Annotated in this window: 21 protein-coding genes; 12 read left to right on the plus strand and 9 right to left on the minus strand. The window is 40.5% G+C overall.

All coding sequences use genetic code 11. From position 1 onward, the window contains the following. Nucleotides 1-50 precede the first annotated feature (50 nt). Nucleotides 51-521, plus strand: coding sequence for a hypothetical protein (locus VE944_RS03500; RefSeq protein WP_324972327.1), 471 nt, complete (start codon nucleotides 51-53; stop codon nucleotides 519-521). 80 nt (nucleotides 522-601) lie between these two features. Here VE944_RS03500 and VE944_RS03505 read toward each other — a convergent pair whose 3' ends face one another. From VE944_RS03505 to folB, 3 genes are all read right to left on the minus strand, one after another. After that, complete coding sequence (locus VE944_RS03505; protein ID WP_012410305.1) at nucleotides 602-781, minus strand: hypothetical protein; 180 nt, start codon at nucleotides 779-781, stop codon at nucleotides 602-604. Nucleotides 782-1,437: 656 nt separating this feature from the next. Then, complete coding sequence (locus tag VE944_RS03510) at nucleotides 1,438-2,730, minus strand: diguanylate cyclase domain-containing protein (protein ID WP_324972333.1); 1,293 nt, start codon at nucleotides 2,728-2,730, stop codon at nucleotides 1,438-1,440. Nucleotides 2,731-3,554: 824 nt separating this feature from the next. Continuing rightward, a complete protein-coding gene (folB, locus tag VE944_RS03515; RefSeq protein ID WP_324972336.1) occupies nucleotides 3,555-3,923 on the minus strand; it encodes a dihydroneopterin aldolase in 369 nt (122 codons plus the stop codon). A 176-nt stretch (nucleotides 3,924-4,099) separates the two neighbouring features. On the opposite strand from folB, the gene menD reads away from it, so the two are divergent. After that, entirely contained in the window at nucleotides 4,100-5,851 is a 1,752-nt protein-coding gene (gene menD, locus VE944_RS03520) for a 2-succinyl-5-enolpyruvyl-6-hydroxy-3-cyclohexene-1-carboxylic-acid synthase (protein WP_324972339.1), read from the plus strand. A 54-nt stretch (nucleotides 5,852-5,905) separates the two neighbouring features. Further along, the gene (locus VE944_RS03525; RefSeq protein ID WP_324972342.1) at nucleotides 5,906-6,088 is read left to right on the plus strand and encodes a single stranded DNA-binding domain-containing protein; all 183 of its coding nucleotides are present in this window, start codon (nucleotides 5,906-5,908) and stop codon (nucleotides 6,086-6,088) included. 210 nt (nucleotides 6,089-6,298) lie between these two features. On the opposite strand, the gene VE944_RS03530 is transcribed toward VE944_RS03525, so the two are convergent. After that, entirely contained in the window at nucleotides 6,299-6,736 is a 438-nt protein-coding gene (locus VE944_RS03530) for a hypothetical protein (protein WP_324972346.1), read from the minus strand. Beyond that, nucleotides 6,693-7,565, minus strand: a complete 873-nt coding sequence (locus tag VE944_RS03535) for an Rpn family recombination-promoting nuclease/putative transposase (protein ID WP_324972347.1) — start codon at nucleotides 7,563-7,565, stop codon at nucleotides 6,693-6,695. The genes VE944_RS03530 and VE944_RS03535 overlap by 44 nt, the downstream gene beginning before the upstream one ends. Nucleotides 7,566-7,706: 141 nt before the next feature. Between VE944_RS03535 and menB the strand changes: the two genes are divergently transcribed. Further along, complete coding sequence (gene menB / locus VE944_RS03540) at nucleotides 7,707-8,540, plus strand: 1,4-dihydroxy-2-naphthoyl-CoA synthase (RefSeq protein ID WP_100899754.1); 834 nt, start codon at nucleotides 7,707-7,709, stop codon at nucleotides 8,538-8,540. A gap of 127 nt (nucleotides 8,541-8,667) precedes the next feature. Here menB and VE944_RS03545 read toward each other — a convergent pair whose 3' ends face one another. Both VE944_RS03545 and VE944_RS03550 read right to left on the minus strand, forming a co-directional pair. After that, the gene (locus VE944_RS03545) at nucleotides 8,668-8,979 is read right to left on the minus strand and encodes a hypothetical protein (protein ID WP_324972352.1); all 312 of its coding nucleotides are present in this window, start codon (nucleotides 8,977-8,979) and stop codon (nucleotides 8,668-8,670) included. Between the two features lie 448 nt (nucleotides 8,980-9,427). Next, the gene (locus VE944_RS03550) at nucleotides 9,428-9,967 is read right to left on the minus strand and encodes a DciA family protein (RefSeq protein ID WP_324972355.1); all 540 of its coding nucleotides are present in this window, start codon (nucleotides 9,965-9,967) and stop codon (nucleotides 9,428-9,430) included. Between the two features lie 199 nt (nucleotides 9,968-10,166). Here VE944_RS03550 and VE944_RS03555 point away from each other — a divergent pair, with 199 nt between their 5' ends. From VE944_RS03555 to VE944_RS03585, 7 genes are all read left to right on the plus strand, one after another. Continuing rightward, complete coding sequence (locus tag VE944_RS03555; protein WP_324972358.1) at nucleotides 10,167-11,507, plus strand: hypothetical protein; 1,341 nt, start codon at nucleotides 10,167-10,169, stop codon at nucleotides 11,505-11,507. A 297-nt stretch (nucleotides 11,508-11,804) separates the two neighbouring features. Beyond that, nucleotides 11,805-12,551: a PspA/IM30 family protein gene (locus tag VE944_RS03560; protein ID WP_324972361.1), complete on the plus strand. Its 747-nt coding sequence runs from the start codon at nucleotides 11,805-11,807 to the stop codon at nucleotides 12,549-12,551. 211 nt (nucleotides 12,552-12,762) lie between these two features. After that, nucleotides 12,763-13,539: a PspA/IM30 family protein gene (locus VE944_RS03565; RefSeq protein ID WP_324972364.1), complete on the plus strand. Its 777-nt coding sequence runs from the start codon at nucleotides 12,763-12,765 to the stop codon at nucleotides 13,537-13,539. Between the two features lie 162 nt (nucleotides 13,540-13,701). Next, on the plus strand, nucleotides 13,702-14,049 hold the full coding sequence (locus VE944_RS03570; RefSeq protein ID WP_414690094.1) for a thioredoxin family protein: 348 nt from the start codon (nucleotides 13,702-13,704) through the stop codon (nucleotides 14,047-14,049). A gap of 147 nt (nucleotides 14,050-14,196) precedes the next feature. Beyond that, complete coding sequence (locus VE944_RS03575; protein ID WP_324972421.1) at nucleotides 14,197-15,429, plus strand: LL-diaminopimelate aminotransferase; 1,233 nt, start codon at nucleotides 14,197-14,199, stop codon at nucleotides 15,427-15,429. Between the two features lie 405 nt (nucleotides 15,430-15,834). Then, nucleotides 15,835-16,710, plus strand: coding sequence for an NF038130 family PEP-CTERM protein (locus tag VE944_RS03580; RefSeq protein WP_324972367.1), 876 nt, complete (start codon nucleotides 15,835-15,837; stop codon nucleotides 16,708-16,710). Nucleotides 16,711-16,955: 245 nt separating this feature from the next. Beyond that, complete coding sequence (locus VE944_RS03585) at nucleotides 16,956-17,378, plus strand: response regulator (RefSeq protein WP_324972370.1); 423 nt, start codon at nucleotides 16,956-16,958, stop codon at nucleotides 17,376-17,378. Nucleotides 17,379-17,404: 26 nt separating this feature from the next. On the opposite strand, the gene VE944_RS03590 is transcribed toward VE944_RS03585, so the two are convergent. After that, nucleotides 17,405-17,584: a hypothetical protein gene (locus tag VE944_RS03590; protein ID WP_324972373.1), complete on the minus strand. Its 180-nt coding sequence runs from the start codon at nucleotides 17,582-17,584 to the stop codon at nucleotides 17,405-17,407. Between the two features lie 796 nt (nucleotides 17,585-18,380). Here VE944_RS03590 and uvrC point away from each other — a divergent pair. Next, complete coding sequence (gene uvrC / locus VE944_RS03595; protein ID WP_324972376.1) at nucleotides 18,381-20,258, plus strand: excinuclease ABC subunit UvrC; 1,878 nt, start codon at nucleotides 18,381-18,383, stop codon at nucleotides 20,256-20,258. A 74-nt stretch (nucleotides 20,259-20,332) separates the two neighbouring features. Here the strand turns inward: uvrC and VE944_RS03600 are convergent, their stop codons facing one another. Next, nucleotides 20,333-20,731, minus strand: a complete 399-nt coding sequence (locus tag VE944_RS03600; protein WP_324972379.1) for a helix-turn-helix domain-containing protein — start codon at nucleotides 20,729-20,731, stop codon at nucleotides 20,333-20,335. Nucleotides 20,732-21,184: the final 453 nt, after the last annotated feature.

Raw genomic sequence — 21,184 nt, forward strand, 5'->3', positions numbered from 1 at the left:
GGGTTTAGCGATCGCTCAACCCAACCTGTAACAATTGAGGAAATAACTGCATGTTGAATCGCTTATTAATGGTTAAAGCATGGCTACTATTGATTGTGCTTGCAAAAGCTTTATCAATTAATTCTCCTGCCTATGCACAAATAATTCAGACGAATCCTCAGCAACCTCAGTCTTTTCAAGAAAGAATGAGACAACAACAAGAGCAGCAAACTCAGCGAACGCAAGAGCAATTTAATGAAACATTGCTTCGGCAACAGTTTCAGCAACCACAGCTACAACAACAACTGAGATTACAACAGCAACAATTTACACAACAACAGCAAGAACTGATCCGCCAGCAACAACTGAGACTACAACAAGAACAATTTAGACAACAATCGCAAAACTTTACACGACAGCAACAACTAAGAATACAACAGCAACAACTCAGACAAAATCAACAAATTAGACAACAGCAACAATTTAGATTACAAGAACAGATACGACAGCAACAACTCCGACAACAGAATAACAACCTGTGAAATGCTCGAAATTGTTGACAAGTAACTTTATTATTAAAAAATTAGAGAAAATTTTCTCTAATTTTTTTAATTTTTAATGACTAGCGCTGTGCATAAATACCTGGGGCATAAGCCTCAATCACTTTACCAGTGCGAGTGCAACTAATCATTAAATAGTCACAACTAGAGCATTGTGTTCGAGTTAATTGACTATCAGAAATGTAATAGCGTTCAGCTTGGCAGCCGCAATTCGGACAGTAAATTTTTTGTACTGTTTGCATTTTAAAACCCCTGGTTGTAACTATTTTTTATTTGAGAAAACTGCCAGTGAAACTAGCGAAATTTTTGATTTGACCCAATTTAACAAACTGTCTTAATATTGGCTAGATTATTTTAAACAAAATTTCAGATTTGAAAGATTTAGGATATCTTTCTATATTATCCTAACAATTAGGCGATTTTACCCTCCTACTTTAGATACATAAATTGCTTTTTAATTAAATACTGTTTAGAGATTTACTGATCCCTATGGAGAATGCCTTGAGAAAGACTTATTTACAGGCATTTCAGAGAAATATAAAAAAAGCCGTTCTTGTATTCAAAAATTAAATACCGAAAAATACTGTATATTTAGTCACAAAATATCTATCTTAAGATTTAGTTAATATTTGCTACAAGATTAATAAGATTAAAATTAGTAAACTTCTAAAGCAACGGCTTTTTTCGTTCGCAGCAGAACTTCAAAATCCCCTCAAGATTCTCTTAGCGTGTGATATCAATTCAGTAATCAAAACTTAACCCCCCAACTCTTGTAGGGTTGGGGAAGAGTTTCTTCCAGGATTACTAAGCATGAAACTGTTGATTAGGTTTTGAGTACTCCTGTTAGCGTAGCGGGGCGTAGCCCATTCTGTATTCTAAATTCTGAATTCTGCTGTAACTAGCAACTTGGGTTAAAGATGGCATAAGTGGCTTTTCCCTGCCTTTTAGCTCGGTACATAGCAATATCAGCATCTCGCAGCAGAGTTGCTGGCTCCTCATAATGACTAAAATTCCAAGTAATACCAATGCTAGCTGTAGTAGATAATTGATATCCATTCAGGTTAACTGGCAATCGTAAGGAGTCTTGAATCCGTTTGGCAACATTGGTAGCGTCGGTAATATCTTTAATATCGTCTAAAAGAAGTGTAAATTCATCACCACCAAATCGTGCTACAGTATCGCCACTGCGTAAGCACGACTCTAAACGTCTAGCGATCGCTACTAAAAAATCATCCCCTATTCCATGCCCAAAGCGATCGTTAATCTCCTTGAAGCCATCTAAATCTAAAAATAAAACTGCAAAATAATAATCGTTTCTGCGTTTGCTACGCTCAATTATTTGTCTGAGCCGATCTAAAAATAAAACCCGATTTGGTAATTCTGTAAGCCCATCATAAAAGGCATTGCGGATCAGTTGCGCCTCTCTCTGTTTGCGTTTGGTAATGTCTTGAAAAACAAAAACTGCGCCAGTAATCTTGCCATTTTGATCGCGGATGGGTGCAACATTATCCCCAATCGCTATTTCTTTGCCATCTTTGGTAATCAATGTACAGTTTTCTGGTAAATTGAAAATTTCGCCTGATTCGATTACGTATGTAGCTAAATTTTCAATTATTTCTCCTACATCTTTGTCAACTAAGCTAACTACTTCTGCTAAATTTTTCCCAAATGCTTCACTTTGCTTCCAGCCAGTCATTTGTTCTGCCTTAGTATTCATCATTTGAATACAACCATTAGCATAAGTCACAATCACTGCACAGCCCATACTATTGATAATTGCCGTCAGCCTCTGTTTTTCTTCGTATAATATTTTTTTGCTCTGATGTTTGTACAGAGCCATTTCAATCGCTAAATGTAAATCACTTTCAAGGAAAGGTTTAACTATGTAACTAAAAGGTTCACTTAGCTGATTTTTTTTTAATTTTTTATATTTTGAACTCTCTGTTAAATATACTACAGGGATATGAAAATGATTCTGGATAATATCTGCTACGTTTACACCATCAATTTTCCCAGCTAGGCAGATATCAATTAATACTAAATGTGGATGAGTTTCTGCTACCTTTTTTATTGCCTCTTTACCAGATTTAGTTATTTCTGAAACTAAATAACCTAATTTTTGTAAACTATTTTTAATATTTGAGGCTAGGATTTTCTCATCCTGAACAACTAGGATTTTGCGGGCGAACATGTTACAGTAACCTGTTTGCGAAGGTTAAGATTTTTGCTGTGAGTATCAACTCATGTAAAATCTCATTATCCTATCATAAACAATCTCTAGCTATTCTGTCTTCTTGCTTGATATAAATACTGAGTCACGATCAAATAACATCATTTTATTAAGCTCCAATAATTTCTGTACTTGTCAAAGCTAATTTTGATAATTTCATCCAGCTAATATCAAGCTATTAGCATCAAACATAAATTCCCATGTAATTACTGGCAATCAAAAAGCGATTTTCATAAATTATGTAATAATTTTTCTGAACAAAATAAATACTGCGTATAGTATTTATGTATAAATTAATCAATACAAAAAATCATCAAATAACAACATAGGACTTTTATGTAAGTAAAAACATTATAGTGTGTAATATTTAATATAATAGTATTTACTCACTATAAAATTACTAAAAATTAATCATTGTCTGGAATTAAAAACTTTAATAGCGCTTTGTCTACAAATAGTTTTTGTCTCAGTCGGAGTCTAAATTTCGGTCTGAAACTGTCTTAAATTTTAAATGGTAAGCGAAATAGTATTATTTAAAACTATTGAGAGCAGTTTCCGCATAGAGAGGGTACAGAAAAAAATTGACGGCAGATAGACGGATATACTCATAGGGACGTACATCATTGCATTGGTGTAAATTTAAACATAGGTTAACTGTTGGCTGACTCACCCGCCTGGAACTTTAGTTCCAGGCTAATAGCTAAAGTCTATTGAAGTAGACTAAAGATTTTTGAGTGTATTTAGTCATCAAGAATAAGTATTGAGAAAAGAACACCTTTTGTGTTTTAGAGATTGGACTTACTTTTAGTCACTTCAATGCTAATTTTGCCACCAAAGTCTGGAATAGGTGCAGCAGGTTTGCTGAGAGTGACTTGAACTTGTGTTACACGATCGCATTCTCGGAGAACAGAATCTGCGATCGTTGTTACCAACTTCTCCACCAAAACAAACTTAGACGTTTTGACTAGATGTTGTATCAAGCTAATGACGCTGCGATAATCTAAAGTGTCTTCGATCGCGTCAGTCTTGGCCGCTGTGGAGATATCCAACCATAACCTCACATCCACCTCAAACCATTGTCCTAGCACCTGTTCTTCTGGTAAATACCCAGTGTAGCCATAGCAGCGAATTCCCGTTAAATGAATGCAGTCCATAAATGTTTGAGAGCAAATTGTGCATTTTGTAGAAACTGGAGCAAGTTTGCTTGGAGATTTTCCTTCCCACAAACTCGCGTGGCGATGTTGGGTTCCATCTTTGCATTTGTCAAATCCCAGATGGATTTTAAATTGATTCCTAAACAAAATCTAAAATTTAAGATTGTTTTATAGCTATGTTTGATTTAATGCCGATCGCTTATAAAAATGTTAATCAACTTTGGGCTTATATTTTAACAGAGACGCTAAAGCGGTTGGGATTGACTTGTGCTATCATTTGTCCGGGATCGCGCTCTACACCCTTAGCGATCGCCTTTGCTCAACAAGCACCTGAGATTGAAGCGATTTCCATTCTTGATGAACGTTCCGCCGCTTTTTTCGCCTTGGGACAAGCTAAAGCAACCAGTCGCCCTGTAGTATTAGTTTGCACCTCTGGTACAGCAGGAGCAAATTTTTATTCAGCAGTCATTGAAGCCTCATATAGTCGCGTCCCATTGTTGCTATTAACCACCGATAGGCCTCCAGAATTGCGAGATTGTCACTCTGGGCAAACTGTAGATCAATTGAGATTATATGGAAACTACCCAAATTGGCAAACAGAGTTAGCCTTACCCTCTGCTGATCTGGGAATGCTAGCTTATCTGCGACAAACGGTAATTCATAGCTGGGAAAGGGCGCAAACTCCTACAAAGGGGCCAGTACATTTGAATATTCCCTTTCGCGATCCCTTAGCGCCTCTTCCTGATGGAACCGACTTGAGTTATTTGCGATCGCAGTTTCATCCAGAAGACTTTTTCGCAGGAATAACCCCACTCCCCATTCCCTACTCTCTACTCCCCATCCCCCAACAATGGAAAGAATGCGATCGCGGCGTTATTATCGCAGGTGTTGCCCAACCGTCGCAACCAGAAGAGTATTGTAAAGCGATCGCGCAACTTTCCCAAACTCTCAAATGGCCTGTGCTAGCTGAGGGACTTTCCCCAGTGAGAAATTATGCCGAACTCAACCCTTATTTGATTTCCACATACGACTTGATTTTGCGAAATCAGCAACTAGCAAAGCAGTTAACGCCTGAAATGGTGATTCAGGTGGGTGAAATGCCTACGAGTAAAGAACTGCGTACTTGGATAGATGCAACGCAGCCGCGACGCTGGATAATTGACAAGAGTAACCAAAACCTCGACCCTTTGCATGGCAGGACGACGCATTTACGGATATCTGTAGAAGACATAAAGGCAGAGGAAAGAAATTTATCTTTATCCTCAGACTATTTGCAGGAATGGTGTAATGCAGAAGCGAAGGTTAGGTTAGTGGTTGACCAGACGATGGGGAAAATAGATGAAATAATCGAGAGTAAAGCAGCTTGGTTAATTTCTCAGATTTTACCGCCAGGAACGCCTCTATTCATTGCCAATAGTATGCCTGTGCGGGATGTGGAATATTTCTGGAAACCGAATAATTTAGGAGTGCGATCGTATTTTAACCGGGGTGCAAATGGCATTGATGGCACATTATCTACAGCTTTAGGAATTGCCCATCGCCAGCAAAGTAGTGTGATGTTAACGGGAGATTTAGCTTTGTTGCATGACACAAATGGTTTTTTAATCCGCAATAAATTTGTCGGACATCTCACAATTTTGTTAATTAATAACAATGGCGGTGGGATTTTTGAAATGTTACCCATTGCCAAGTTTGACCCGCCATTTGAAGAGTTTTTTGGCACTCCCCAGGATATTGATTTTGCTCAGTTATGCGCTACTTATAATGTGCAGCATGAATTAATTACTTCTTGGCAGCAGTTGCAGCAAAAATTAAACCCACTACCGACTACAGGAATTCGAGTTTTAGAGTTGCAAACAAATCGGAAATTAGATGCTAAGTGGCGACAAGATAATTTAAGAAAGTTTGCTGGAGATATTGGGATTTAACTATATTATAAGTAAAGATAATAACTCAATTTAGTAAATTACAATAAAAAAGTTATGATAGATGAAAGAATTTTGATTGGAAAGACAGTTGAAGAAGCTACTGAATATGTAAAAAGCAAGGGTTACGAATTCTTTATAGTGCAAGACAAGTGGATGGTACAAAATCCACTTACTAGAGGAGTGTATGTAGTTGTAGTAGATAACAAAATAACTAAGGTTAAAGATATTCGTCATTAAGGTTGAGGCAAAATAGCTTATACACCACTATGGCAAAAGCTTGCCTACCTTTAACAAGGGCTTAAGCCCCTTATCTGCTTAATTGAGATGTTGGTTGGATTTACACCGTCCTGTACTAAACATTCTGAAGTTAAAGCTGATCTCGGCAATCGAACCTCAACAGAGCAATCAGTGTAGACAATCATACATTTTGTAAATGTTAAAAAAGAATTAAGCAAAACCACCATCCAGTCTTGCTCTGAGGGCGCAAATATAAAGAATAGCTGGAATAACTCTCTTATAACTAGGGCCTGCTAACTGCCATACTGTGAATAATCCTGCACCTATCCAACCAACTGGCCCAATAATCACAGCTATTGCACTTGACATTGTTGTATAAGCAACAAAGGGTAAAGTAACCCCTATTAGTCCGGTAAGTGTACCCAATGTTGTTGAAGCCAGTAAGTAAATACCAAAACCAGACAATCGAGCGCCTGTCAAAGCAAGAAAAATACTAGTACTTCCTAATAATTCACTTCGGATTGTATCTATGAGAATTTTACCGGGTGCGTAGGCGTAGCCCACCGCAGGTATCGCCCTTGTCCTCTGCTTCTCTGGGTAAAATTTACCCTGTTGGTTGACCTTGTAACCACCCTTCCAAATCAGCAAGAGTAGAGAAATCCAACAAAGCATCACCTAAAGCTTCCAACTGTTCCACCGATAACCCTTGAATCTGAGACAGAAGCGTATCAGGAATATTACCCACACGCCGATTTAGTAGTCGTAAAATGATCGTTCTTTCTCCTTCAACCTTTCCTTCAACTTTTCCTTCTTCTCGCCCTTCAACCTTTCCTTCCTCCTTCGCTTCCCGAAGAGCCAGTGGTTCTTCCAAATTCAGTCCCAACATTTCTGCAATCTCCTCTCGACTTAAGGTAGAAAACTTATAAACAATAATCGTTGTAATTAAATCAATTATCGCTTGCTCCGATTGTTGCCGTGCTTGTTCCAGTAAAAACCGCGCCCCTTCCACTGCTTCTATTTCTGAAGTAACATTTGTTAGCAACATCAAACCCAATCCCAAAGGTTGTTCTCGCAAATCTCCCAACTCATCTAGATAAACCCGTCTGACTTGACCACTTTCCAATAAAGCGCGGTGAATCGAAGAGGAAGAAGGTTCAAGACTGCGAGAAGCAAAAATTATGACCCCAAACCAGTCATCGTAACGAATAGAGTTGCGGTAGAGAAACAAAAACAATTCGCTAAAGAAGCGGTGATATAAGTCTTCGTCCTTCTGAAACTGCACTTCAGCAAAAAAGACGGTTTTGGAAACTGCATCAGCCGGAGGTAAAAATACTCCATCAATCCGAAACGCGGTTTCTTTCACTTCAACCGATTCGAACTGGTAGTTTTCCGCTTCTGGGGGTGGTTCATCTACTAATTCAAACAGCAAACCGGGAAATTGCTTAAATAATTTGTAGAAGATGGAGTCGCGCCGCATTTTTATTCCTTAACACCCAGACCATTACTAGATTGTAAAGGTTTGAGGCAACAATTTTAGCGTAGGCGTAGCCCACCGCAGGTATCGCATGTCCCTACGTCCGCGATAAAATTCTCAAGCACAACAGCGCACTCCATACCAATGCAAATTAACTGGCAAACTGCCAAAACCTACGAAGATATTCTGTATCAAAAAACTGATGGTATTGCGAAAATCACCATCAACCGTCCCCATAAACGCAATGCTTTCCGTCCTGAAACAGTCTTTGAACTGTACGACGCTTTTTCTAATGCTCGTGAAGATACTACTATTGGTGTTGTTCTATTTACTGGATATGGGCCACATACTGATGGTAAATATGCCTTCTGTTCTGGTGGCGATCAAAGTGTGCGGGGACATGCGGGTTATGTGGATGATACTGGCATCCCCCGCTTGAATGTGCTGGACTTACAACGCCTGATTCGTTCCATGCCGAAAGTGGTGATTGCTTTAGTAGCTGGATATGCCATCGGTGGTGGACATGTCCTACACTTAATTTGCGACCTTACCATCGCTGCCGATAACGCTATTTTCGGACAGACTGGCCCAAAAGTCGGCAGTTTCGACGGTGGTTTTGGAGCGAGCTATCTCGCCCGCGTTGTGGGACAAAAAAAAGCTAGAGAAATTTGGTTTCTCTGCCGCCAATATGATGCACAACAAGCACTAGAAATGGGCTTAATTAATTGTGTTGTCCCAGTCGAACAACTAGAAGCAGAAGGTATTCAATGGGCACAGGAGATTTTAGAAAAAAGTCCGATCGCAATTCGGTGTCTCAAAGCTGCGTTCAACGCTGATTGTGATGGACAAGCTGGTTTACAAGAACTTGCTGGTAATGCCACCCTACTTTACTACATGACAGAAGAAGGGTCTGAGGGCAAACAAGCCTTTCTTGAAAAGCGTCCACCAGATTTTCGCTCTTTTCCTTGGTTACCTTAAAACTGCAAAAATCGCACCCTCTACCAAGGTGCGATTTTTATAGATATCAACGTTTACAGCACTAAAAATCTTAAAAAAAAATCTTATCTTAAGCAAACTACAAAATTAGTTCAGTAATAATGGATGACTAAATAACGACTGCTTTACTCTTTAGCTGTTCAGATATAGAGGCAGCTATTTCCTCTACAGGGGCAAGAGCATTGTCTAAATCTGAGACTAAGGAATGAGTTGATGTTAAAACTGGGGCTGCGTCTGGCAGAATCCAAGCATCTTCCAAGGTTTCCCAAGAAGGTGCAAAAGGTGGAAGCGCCAAAGAGCAAGCCTTCCAAGTTCCTTGAACTGGCGCTCCCAATTGCTGGCACGTTCCGCCACGGCGACCCTCTGGCTGATAATGACGGCAATATTTACAGGCAGATGCTAAAAATTTAATGGGTTTCATTTGGATTCATCTTTAGTGCCGTTTCCGGCTGAATTTCATCCTTATATTTTGCTTCTATATATAAAGACGGATAAATGCCAAAAAGCCATTATTTTCTATAGGTTTCAGCGATCCCGACGAAAAAATAAACTTTAGGATATTTTTATATTCTTGTTATATTTTTCAATAATGCCTAGAGTGGTTGCCTATGATTTTTGGCTAAAACTTATTAGGGATCAAGACTAAAACTGAAGCTTTTTATTTATCTAGCCTTTTAACTTCCTCCTTAAGGATAGCTAAAGGCATATAATTTCAGATAAATAGTCTGCTTTACCTGACCACATTAGGCATATTTTAGCAGTAAAAAATATTTTTTCTAAAAAATTAAAACTATATTTATGTGAAGCAGCAAGTTACTTGAGGATAAATTCTGCTTAAAGAATAATCGCTAAACTATTTTACTTTCAATTTAAAACTGTTTAGCAGCACAGACAGAACAGACTTCCCAGCGCTGGAGTTCGCCGGGTGGGGTGGGAGATTGACACTGGGGACAAAGAGGTAAGCCATGCGATCGCGATCGCATGATCTTCGTCCAATGCTCAAAAGCAGCATTTACATCCTTAGTTGGTGTAACATCAGGACGGCTAATCTCATCACCAAGATAACTGGGATGCTCATGGGGCGAAACCGTTAGTTGCTGTTTTGTCTCCACCGATGGATTTTGCCAGTTAGCAGTAGAGAAGCGAATATCAACCAAAGGTGTTGGCAAGTTTTTATTCAACTTTAAAAGCAGAGACGATCGGCCAAAAGTCAGGTTTTGCGCCCAAGCAGCACTAGAAGTTGCTACCGACAAAACATCGCGCTGAATCGACAATGGTCGAGTATTTGCGGCAACCACTGGGCCAACAACTTCTGGCCAAAACTTGAGCAAGCGTTGAAATGGCTGCTCTTGCCATTTAGCCTGCTTTTCTAAAACGTCCAAAATATCATTAATTGATTTCAACGACATCGTTAAAAGTGGGGAGTAGGGAGTAGGGAGTGGGGAGTAGGGAGTGGGGAGTAGGGAGATGAGGGAGATAAAGGAGAAAGAATAACTAATGCCCAATGCCCAATTCTCCATGCCCAATCTATTTAGATAATTTTCGCTACTATTGTCACAAATATATTTAAAGTTAATTCCAGCAATCTACGTTTGAGGTACAGAGGCCATGACTCAAAACCCCCTGAATGATTCCGGTACTCAATCGTCTAAAACATCTGGGTTGAAACCAGCACTAGCAGCAGCACTAGCGAGTTTAGAGGTGCCGCTAGATCAAGAGTTAGCTCGATACCGACGCACGCGAACTGGTTTGGTGGCATCAAAGCAGTCTCGTATTGCAACTTACATGAGCAGTCAATCTCAGCCGTTAACTGCCATCCCTACAACATCGGGCACAACTCAGTCATCAGTCACGGTAATTAAACCTAACGTGTCACCCACATCTGTACCTGTGAATCTTCAGGGAACTTCAGCGCCAGCTACGGCAATTGACGTACCAACGACATCTTCTCTAGCTGTGAATCCTCAAAAGAACCCAGCTTCAGCTATGCCAAAAACTGAGGAACTAAATAATTTTAATGTGCCCTCCATCTCTGATTATCTTAAAACGCAAACTCAACTTCCCCCGCCACCGCCCAACTTTAGTAGCAGCATCGTGCCAGTAATAGTTAAAGATACTAAGAGCGAAAACCTTTTGCAGCCAGATGACACTCCTAAGCACCCAGATGACTATTTAGAATCAAGTGAAGCACTGCTGCGAAGTCTGACAGAAGAACAACTAGAAACCAAAAAACCAAACAATTCTAGCGATAGTCTGCTATCACCTATGGGTATCGGCTCGATGTTGCTGCTATTGGTAGCGAGTCTTACCTTGGGTTACGTAGTGTTCAATCCTAAAAGCTTGCCAGAATGGAATTTAGGCAAGTTGTTTAACGGGAACTCGTCTCCTGCACCAGAAAATACTCAGGAAGTTGGGAGTAATGTCCAACCTCAGATCCAACCACCAAGCACATCTATACCCAAGTATCCTAATCTAGCTGCCCAAGAGTTTCCTGAGGTGAGAGACCCCAATGATGTAGTTGGCTTAAAACCCAAAGTCCAACCAACCCTCGCAGTCGTGCCTAATCCAGTGGTTCCCCAAAACCCCGCAAATCTTCAATCGGCATTGCCTGACCCCAACACAGCCCTAAAACCGACAAATCCGATCGCCTTAGCACCAGTACCGACACTACAGCCCTTGCCTCCCCTGAATTTGCCTCCCACTTCAACGGCAGAAACCTCACCAAAGCCTGATGCAGAAATCAAACCAGCAACAGATGGGTTCTATCATGTAGTGATAGATAATAAAGATGAGGCTTTTGCCTCAGCACGGCAAGTAATTCCCGATGCTTATTTATCACCAAATAAAGAATTGGTTTATTTGGGTGCTTTTAAGACTAAAGAGCAAGTAGAACAACATCTGAAAGTGTTACAGGCAAAGGGAATCAAAGCACGGGTTCAGCAACCATAAGTTGCAAAAATCTACGATACCATGAGAGAACAGTCCTGAGTTAATGAGTGCTAAGTTCTGTTAGCGGATAGCTAAGGTTTAGCCCGTGCTAAGTGGTAGAAACAAAATATTGTTTGTTTACTGTCCCTAAAACAAAAAATATTATGCTTAGGACTTTAACTAGGCACTGAGCACTCCAAAACTACCCTATGACAAAAAATATTATACTTAGGATTTTAACTAGGCACTCAGCATGGGCTAAACCTTAGCTATCCGCTAACAGCACTCATTACTGGGTTTCGTGAAGGGAGAGCCGACATGGCATTAATCAAGCGTATCCTGCGGGTGATTCGAGCTAATCTCAATAGTTTGATCGGTGGTGCAGAAGATCCAGAAAAGATTCTGGAGCAAACTGTCCTAGAGATGCAGGAAAATCTGGTGCGGTTACGGCAGGGTGTAGCACAAGCGATCGCTACCCAAAAACGCACCGAACGCCAGGCCGCCGCCGCCCAGTCTCAAACAGAAGAATGGTATCGCCGCGCCCAATTGGCCCTGCAACAAGGCAGCGAACCTCTAGCACGGGAAGCCTTGACTAAGCGCCAAGCCTATAAAGAAACCGCTACAGCCCTCTTTTCCCAGATAGAGCAGCAAAACGAGATAGTCGCTAGGCTAAAAAAGGATATGCGATCGCTAGAGTTAAAAATTTCCGAAGCGAAAACAAAAAAAGATATGTATATTGCTCGCGCCCGTTCTGCCGAAGCGTCTTATCGCCTCCAAGAAATGCTCGGCGGAGTTTCTGCCACCAGCAGTCTGAATGCCTTTGAGCGTATGGAAGAAAAAGTTTTGCAAATAGAAGCTAAATCAGAAGCAATAGCTCAACTGAGTAGCGACGACTTGGAAACACAATTTACTTCCTTGGAATCTACTAATGTAGATGCCGAATTGGCCGCGATGAAGGTGCAGGTTTTAAACGGGGCAGAAAACACACAGCACAACAATCTCCTCGCCCAGGAGAGCCAGAAGACACACCCCCAACAGCAGTTACCCAAAACTCAGGACTCTTGAAGAGGTCATTTCCCTTGCTCCCTGCCCCCTGCCCCCTGCCTCTTGGTTGAAGTTGGCTAATTACCCCTCTTTGGAGATATCTTAACAATTAAGAGTTGTTAGAAGATACTGATTCAAACGGGAAAGATTACATTGAAATAGGTAGCTATTAAAAAATAAAAAAGCTAACTGTCCAACAAAAAGCGTAAACCAAACAAGGAAAAACAAAGTTATGGGATTATTCGATCGCATTAAGCGAGTAGTTAGTTCTAACCTCAACGACCTGGTTAACAAAGCCGAAGACCCCGAAAAAATGCTAGAACAAGCCATCCTGGAAATGCAGGAAGACTTGGTGCAGCTGCGTCAGGGAGTGGCCCAGACGATCGCCTCCCAAAAACGCAGTGAGAAACAGTATAATGATGCCCAAAATGAAATCAATAAGTGGCAACGCAATGCTCAACTGGCCCTGCAAAAAGGTGATGAGAACTTAGCCAGGCAAGCTCTAGAGCGCAAAAAGACTTATACGGACACCAGTGCCGCCCTCAAAGCTAGTTTAGATACCCAAAGCACTCAAGTTGAAACCCTCAAGCGCAACTTAATCCAGCTGGAAAGCAAGCTTTCTGAAGCTAAAACCAAGAAAGAAATGCTTAGAGCTAGAATCACCACTGCCAAAGCCCAGGAGCAACTTCAAGGCATGGTGCGTGGGATGAATACCAGCAGTGCAATGGCTGCCTTCGAGCGGATGGAAGAAAAAGTCTTGATCCAAGAATCCCGGGCCCAAGCACTAGGAGAATTAGCAGGTGCAGATTTAGAAACCCAATTTGCCCAATTGGAAGGTGGTAGCGATGTTGATGATGAATTGGCAGCTTTAAAAGCGCAAATGTTACCACCCGCTACTCCACAAAATCAAGCACAACTGCCACCGCAACAAGAAACTACTGCTCCAAAATCTAATGAAGTGGTTGATGCCGAGTTAGATTCTCTACGGAAGCAATTGGATCAATTGTAAAATTGTTAGAAAACTTGTTTGAGCTAGTCCCACGCCTGTTGGCTGTGGGATTTTATGTCATTAGTTAATAGTTAAGAGTCAAGATAACTATGAATTATTGACTATAAACTATTGACTACTTTGGGATAAAGTATTGTGTGTGCCAACTTTGATCGCCACCCGATGGAGACTGCAATGAGTAAGGCTGTAATCACCATAACTGATGCTGAGTTTGAAACAGAAGTGTTAAAAGCTGAACAGCCTGTATTAGTTTACTTTTGGGCTTCCTGGTGTGGCCCTTGTCAATTGATGTCCCCCCTGATTAACTCAGCTGCTACCAAATATAGCGATCGCCTCAAAGTCGTTAAAATGGAAATTGACCCCAACCCACTCACTGTTAAGCAGTACCAAGTGGAAGGTGTACCCGCCCTCAGACTATTTCAAGGCCAGGAAGTTTTGATATCTACTGAGGGAGTTATCGGCAAAGATAAATTACTCGAACTTTTAGATACCCACTTAAATAATAATTAGTCATTGATCATTGGTCATTGGTCACTTGTACTGAGCGTTGCCCTCGGCGCAGCCTCTCCAAGAGTTGTATTGGTCATTTGACAAAGAACAAAGGACAAAGGACAAAGGACAAAGGACAAAGGATAAATGACAAATGACAAAGGACAAATGACTAACATGCAATTTGCAAAGCGTTTACAACCCCTGCAATCTAATGTATTTGCCGATATGGACAAAGCCAAGGCGATCGCTTTGGCCGCTGGACAACAAATAATTGATTTGTCGTTGGGGTCTTCTGATTTACCCGCCCAGGCACATGTCATCGAGGCGATCACCCAATCTCTCCATGATCGCAGTACCCACGGCTATCTGTTGTTTAACGGAACTCTTGGGTTTCGTGAAGCAGCGGCCAACTGGTACGAACAAAAATTTGGCATTAAAGTTGATCCTCAAACTGAGGTACTACCTCTAATTGGTTCTCAAGAAGGTACTGCCCATTTACCCCTAGCAATACTCAATCCAGGAGATTTTGCCCTATTGCTCGATCCCGGTTATCCCTCCCATGCGGGGGGAGTCTACCTAGCCAGTGGTCAAATTTACCCGATGCCAATAAGGGCAGAAAACGCTTTTTTACCAGTGTTTGCTGATATTCCTGCCCCAGTTTTAGCTCAGTCGCGGATGATGGTACTAAGTTATCCTCACAATCCTACTGCTGCGATCGCTCCTTTATCTTTCTTCCAAGAAGCTGTCGCCTTTTGTCAGCAACACAATCTTGTGCTGGTTCACGATTTCCCCTACGTAGATTTGGTATTTCAGGAAACTGGGGAGTCGGCAGATTCTTCTCCCAATCCAAAATCCAAAATTCAAAATCCAAAATCCCTAGTTCCTTCAATTCTGCAAGCTGATCCAAACAAAAGCGTCTCTATTGAATTTTTCACCCTTTCCAAGTCCTACAATATGGGCGGCTTCCGCATTGGCTACGCCATCGGTAATGCCGAGTTAATTAACGCCTTACGCCAGGTAAAAGCCGTCGTTGATTTTAATCAGTATCGGGGGATTTTGAATGGTGCGATCGCAGCCCTAACTGGCCCTCAACTTGGGGTAAAATCTGCTGTTGCTACCTTCCAGCAGCGCCGTGATGCTTTCATCACTGCTTTACACCGCATTGGCTGGAATGTTCCTACTCCCCAGGCCACAATGTACATCTGGGCAAAACTGCCCTCACATTGGAGTCAAAACTCCATCGAATTTTGTACCCAGCTAGTCAAACAAACTGGTGTAGCAGCTTCCCCAGGTGCTGGCTTTGGCAAATCTGGAGAAGGATATGTCCGCTTTGCCTTGGTGCATGAGCCACTTTTGTTAGAAACTGCTGTAGAAAGAATTGCCCAGTTCCTTCATTAAATTTCTTCTCAAGTTAAACACTAAAAATTTTTTGCAGCAAAGTCTATGGATAGAACACGCGCCCTAAAGGTAGTGGCGCATATTTTTGCGTCCCTACGAACAACCGTACCATACTGAAGTTATTTTTAAAACTATTGAAAGTTATTATATTACGTAATTAGACGTAAAATAATATCAAAATATTTATCATCTTTTTATTAATAACAGCAGGAACTTTACCCAATCAAGTCTCCCCGTTTCTTAAACTTGGTTTGTACGCTCAGATACCAAAAATTGCTAACAATGCAGGTAGCGCTTTTAAGGAGTCGTATTGCCAAAAAGCCTGTAGTCAAGACAGCCCAAGCTTAGAAACGGCAGTAGTTTAAAACTTAACTTTCAAACTGACAGAGACTTGAAAAAATGAAAATGACTTTTCAGAAACTTTTAATTGGTGCCTCAATGGCTATTGGTGTGAGCTATCTTGCCACTGTACCAGCACAGGCTGGAACCCTCACCAATGCTACTATTGGTGGAACAGCAGCCAGTGATTATTTAGTCTATGATTCCAATGCTACAAATACCTTCAAAGTAGCAAATACTAGTGAAAATGTACAAAAGGTTCTAAGTGGTAACGCCGCGAGTCCCACTGGAAATGTGGAGCTAGCTGCTAGTAGTGAACAAGCTGGTTTTGATTTTACCAAAAACACCACCTTGACAGGTACAATCGGTGGGAAAACCCTGACTCTAAGCAGCCTCACTTCTGATGACTGGTTTGGAGTCGGCCAAACAACTACGACGTATGGGTTAAATAACTTAGCTAACACCTGGTTTAACCAGGCTCTAAGTTCTAATAGTATCACTAGTCCTTTACTCACTGCGTTGGGCCATACTCAACAGGCTTTGTTTAACAGCTTTCTTACAAACGGGGGATTTCAACGCTTTAGTGACCCGAATATTTCCTATGTCAATCAAGATGACACTAGTGGTTTAATTAGTATTGGTTTAGCAGGTCACTTAAATGCCGCACCCTTTTTAGGACTGTCGTCTAGCGTATTTAAATTACAAGCAAGTGAAATTGTCAAATACACTTATGGCGGCAAAACTGATTACTTGTATAGCTTTAAAGCTACCAACTCTGGTTTACTCGAACTAAGCGATGGAATATCCCATAGTGGTAATTATGAAGTCACTATCAAAGGTGTACCTGCCGCAGCAGTCCCAGAACCATCCGTAATGCTTGGTCTGTTGGGTGTTGCTGGTGTGTTTGCTACCCAACGCAAGTTTAAAAAAGCATCTATTTAAGATTGCGGGTTCAAAATTACAAATAAGTAAGGGAGCTAACACCTCCCTTTTTTTATGAATACTTCCTTCAAGTTATAAGATTATTTAAGCTTCTAGGTTATACTGTTTATAAATTTTAATTTATTCATATCTTTGACTAAATTACATAAGTCAAATTTGTATTGGTTTTACAGTTTAAATACACTAGGCTTATCGTTGACGTTAATAATAGTTGGCTTTTAAATATAATCAAATAATAGGTAGCAATGACAGCACAATTATTCAATATAGATCAGCCATTGCAGTCACAGAAAGTTAGACGAATTTTGCTAGTTGAAGACCATTATCTCAATAGATTGTTACTGAGTGACTATCTAATTTACTGTGGGTACGATGTCCAAAGCTTATCAGAAGGCTCTACTTTTTTCTCGACTATAGAAAAATTTCAGCCAGATTTAATGTTATTAGACTTGAAATTGCCGGATATTGACGGTTATTCGCTTTTAAAACGAGTCCAGGAAAAACCTGATTTGTCAAAAATACCTATTATTGTGGTTTCAGCTTTTGCTTTTAAAGCCGATCAAGAACTAGCTCTAAGTTTGGGCGCACGCCGTTATTTTGTCAAACCTATAAAACTCAAAGAGCTTATAATTACCATTGAAGAAGAGTTGACTTGCTGCCACAAATAAACTTTTCTACTGGGCATAGCGTGCCTTTATTCAGCTTTTTGGTCTGCAATGAACTCTTCAACTCGCTCACTAATATGTTGCACAGAATTGCCAATTTTTGAAATTCTATCTTGTAATTGCGCTAACAACAAAACTGCTGTTTGCAGATCATTGAGGGCTTCAGTCATAGCTTCCCGGTATTGGCCTTCAAACTCTTGCAGATTCATACTTTAACTTTTTCCTGAAATTATTGTAATGGCTATATTTCTAATGATATTCGTAAATTTAACTTACTAAATCCGTTAAATCGCTTAATATTATCAGTTCAAATAAAATCTAAAAATCTTGTCTAAGAATAAATTTTGTCTAATATTGTCTAATATTTATATAAGCAATAGTAAAGATTTTAATTACTTTTAATAATAAAAATATAAATTTGGCAAGATGAAGAAAAGAAAATAGTTTTTATAAAAACTATTTTAAAATAATAAATAATTGTTGATTTTAAAATGCTAATTATAAATTCAAAACGCCAAGTTTATATTCTGACAACTTCAAAAAAACACGAAATTGGACTGGGCTTTGCCCCGCTACGCTAATGTACTACTGCGCTAATGCGTGTCTACAGGGTTTTGATGACAAACCAACTAATCAAATTTAACGACATGAACCACTATCAGTAGTGTTGTCTACCTTTAACAAGGGGATTTTGCCCCAAGTCTTGTTAATTGAGATGGTAGCTGGATTTACGCGCTGTACTAGTGGTCTGTCAAACCCATTTTGACGGTTGGAGAGACGCGATAAATCGCCGTCTCTACAGAAAATTTATTCGTCAATTATTTCTTGACACACTACTAGGTCGGAAACTAAGCCACTCTGCAAGAAGCCGCAGAAGTGCCTACATACTTCTCTATATGCAGACTAAAAGCCTAACTACTTTACATTTACTTGATAAATACTTTTTTAAATCGGCACGAAAAAATAATTTTTCTTAAAATAGAGAAAGATTACCTAATTTTGGTTGTGACAATATCTACTCAAATATTACCACTGGTTAAAGAGCCAGAACGACTGGAAAATCGTCTAGCCGAAATTCCACCGGAACCGGGGGTTTATTTCATGCGGGACAGTAGCGATCGCATTATATATATAGGTAAATCACGTAAGTTGCGATCGCGTGTCCGTTCCTATTTCCGGGATGGCTACAACAAGAGTGAACGTATCGCCACGATGGTGAAGTTGGTGACAGAAATTGAATTCATCGTCACTGATACCGAAGCCGAAGCGTTAGCCCTAGAAGCAAATTTGATCAAGCAGCACCAGCCATACTTTAACGTGCTGCTCAAAGATGATAAAAAATATCCCTATCTCTGCATCACTTGGTCAGAAGATTATCCGCGAATTTTTATTACCCGTAAACGCCAATTCGGCAAAGAAAAGGATAAATTTTACGGGCCTTATACTGATGCTGGTTTATTGCGAGAAATTGTCCGCCTGTGCAAGCGGATCTTCCCCCAGCGACAACGACCTCAACCACTTTTTAAAGACCGTCCTTGCTTAAATTATGATTTAGGGCGTTGTCCGGGTGTGTGTCAACAGATGCTTTCACCAGAAGAATATCGCAAAATTGTACAAAAAATAGCGATGGTCTTCCAAGGGCGAACTCAGGAACTGATTGATATTTTGACTCAACAGATGAACGCAGCAGCTGAAAACTTGAACTTTGAGTCAGCAGCGCGGATTCGTGACCAAATTTCTGGGTTAAAGTCGCTGACAGCCAATCAAAAAGTTTCCTTACCAGATGATACGGTTTCGCGGGATGCGATCGCACTGGCAGCCAACGAAGAATACGCCTGCATTCAACTATTCCAGATTCGCGCTGGACAATTGGTGGGACGCTTGGCCTTTGTGGCGGATGCTCATGCAGAACCGGGAGCTATTTTACAACGAGCTTTAGAGGAACATTACCAAACTGCTGACTCAGTAGAAATACCTTTAGAGATTTTGGTACAGCATGATTTACCAGATAGCGAGATATTGGCGGATGTCTTAACTCAACGTAAAGGTAAAAAAGTCACAATTTTGACTCCTTTACGGCAAACTAAGGCAGAATTAATTGAGATGGTAGAGCGAAATGCTCAGTATGAATTGCAAAGAATGCAAAAACTAAGCGATCGCAATGACCAAGCAATGCAAGATTTAGCAGCCATTCTTGATTTACCCGATGTACCCCACCGCATCGAAGGTTATGACATTTCCCACATTCAAGGGTCAAATGCAGTAGCTTCACAAGTCGTATTTATCGACGGATTACCCGCCAAACAACATTATCGCCATTACAAAATCAAAAATCCCACGGTGACGGCGGGACATTCAGATGATTTTGCTAGTCTTGCTGAAGTTATTGGGCGACGGTTCCGTAAGTATGGCGATGATCCTCAGTTAGCACGTTTGGGTAATCCAGATTGGCCTGATTTAATCATGATTGATGGTGGTAAAGGTCAATTATCATCAGTTGTCGCCGTTTTGCAAGAGATGAATTTATTAGAAGACTTGCGAGTTGTGAGTCTGGCGAAGCAGCGAGAAGAGATTTTTTTACCGGGAGAATCTAAACCCTTAACAACTGATTCAGAACAATCAGGGGTGCAGTTGTTGCGGCGGTTGCGAGATGAAGCGCATCGATTTGCAGTGACTTTTCATCGTCAGCAACGCAGTGATAAATTGAAGCGATCGCGTTTAGATGAAATTCCTGGCTTAGGACATCATCGACAAAAGCAGCTACTAGGGCATTTTCGCTCAGTTGATTATATTCGGCAAGCTGCACCCACACAACTGGCTGAGGTTCCAGGAATCGGCCCGCGTTTGGCTCAAGAAATTTACGATTATTTTCATCCTTCTTGATATGGCTGAAAAGCATCTGACATAAGTATTTGAAATTTTCAATTAGTGAAGTTTTGAATTTTAAGGTAGCAGTATTACTCGGCATCTATGCTGTAGTATCGGTTCTCAAAGGTTGCCGAATTCTTCTGTGCTTCCTTAAAAAGCCAAAACATCAGGTAGATGCCAAAATATTGCTGTTTTTCTCTTTCGTCATAAGTCACAAATTTTTCAGCCTGTTGATATCGTTCTAACGCTTGCCGAAAGTTCTTTTTTGTAACTTTCTCTCCTAATGCTTGAGATAGCAATTGCCATAGCGTAGACCCTACATCCTTCTTTATATAATCGAGGCAGTAGCCGCGATCATTGGCAAACTGTTCGTATGTCTGATTTTCAGAAGACGCTTTTAACAAATCACTTTGTAAATCAGTCAAGTGTCTGCCAGATGATTTCGATACCACTTTATCCGCAATAGTTAATAACTCTTGGATGTTCATAGGTCAAACTAATCTGATGAATTTGATGTAGATGCTTAATTATCGTCAAGTAAAGGGTTTAAGACCCTTTCTCCCAAAGGGAGTTACTGCGTTGCCAGGGTTCTCACGGCAGTTCCTTCTCCTCTCGGAGACACTGTGCGTAGCTTGCTTCCCCGGAGGGGTACAAGTCGGGTATTGCCGTAGCAAGCGGCGTGAGAGGTTATGACAAGCAAGGCGCACGGTATAATTTTGAATTATTAATAGTTCATATAGCAATCTGATTTGATCTATTAATTTATTTGTGAAGACAGGGAACACAGGAGAACAGAGGTAGAGGAGTATGACGTTTTTTCAAAAGCCATATAAAATTTATGAACTTGAGATGATTGAAATATTGTTTATCTAAGTATTTGTAATGATACAAGGTATGAACTAATTTATGATGAAGTTTATTTGATCTTTAAATAATTCGCT

The organism is Nostoc sp. (assembly GCF_035638895.1).
Lineage (GTDB): Bacteria > Cyanobacteriota > Cyanobacteriia > Cyanobacteriales > Nostocaceae > Nostoc.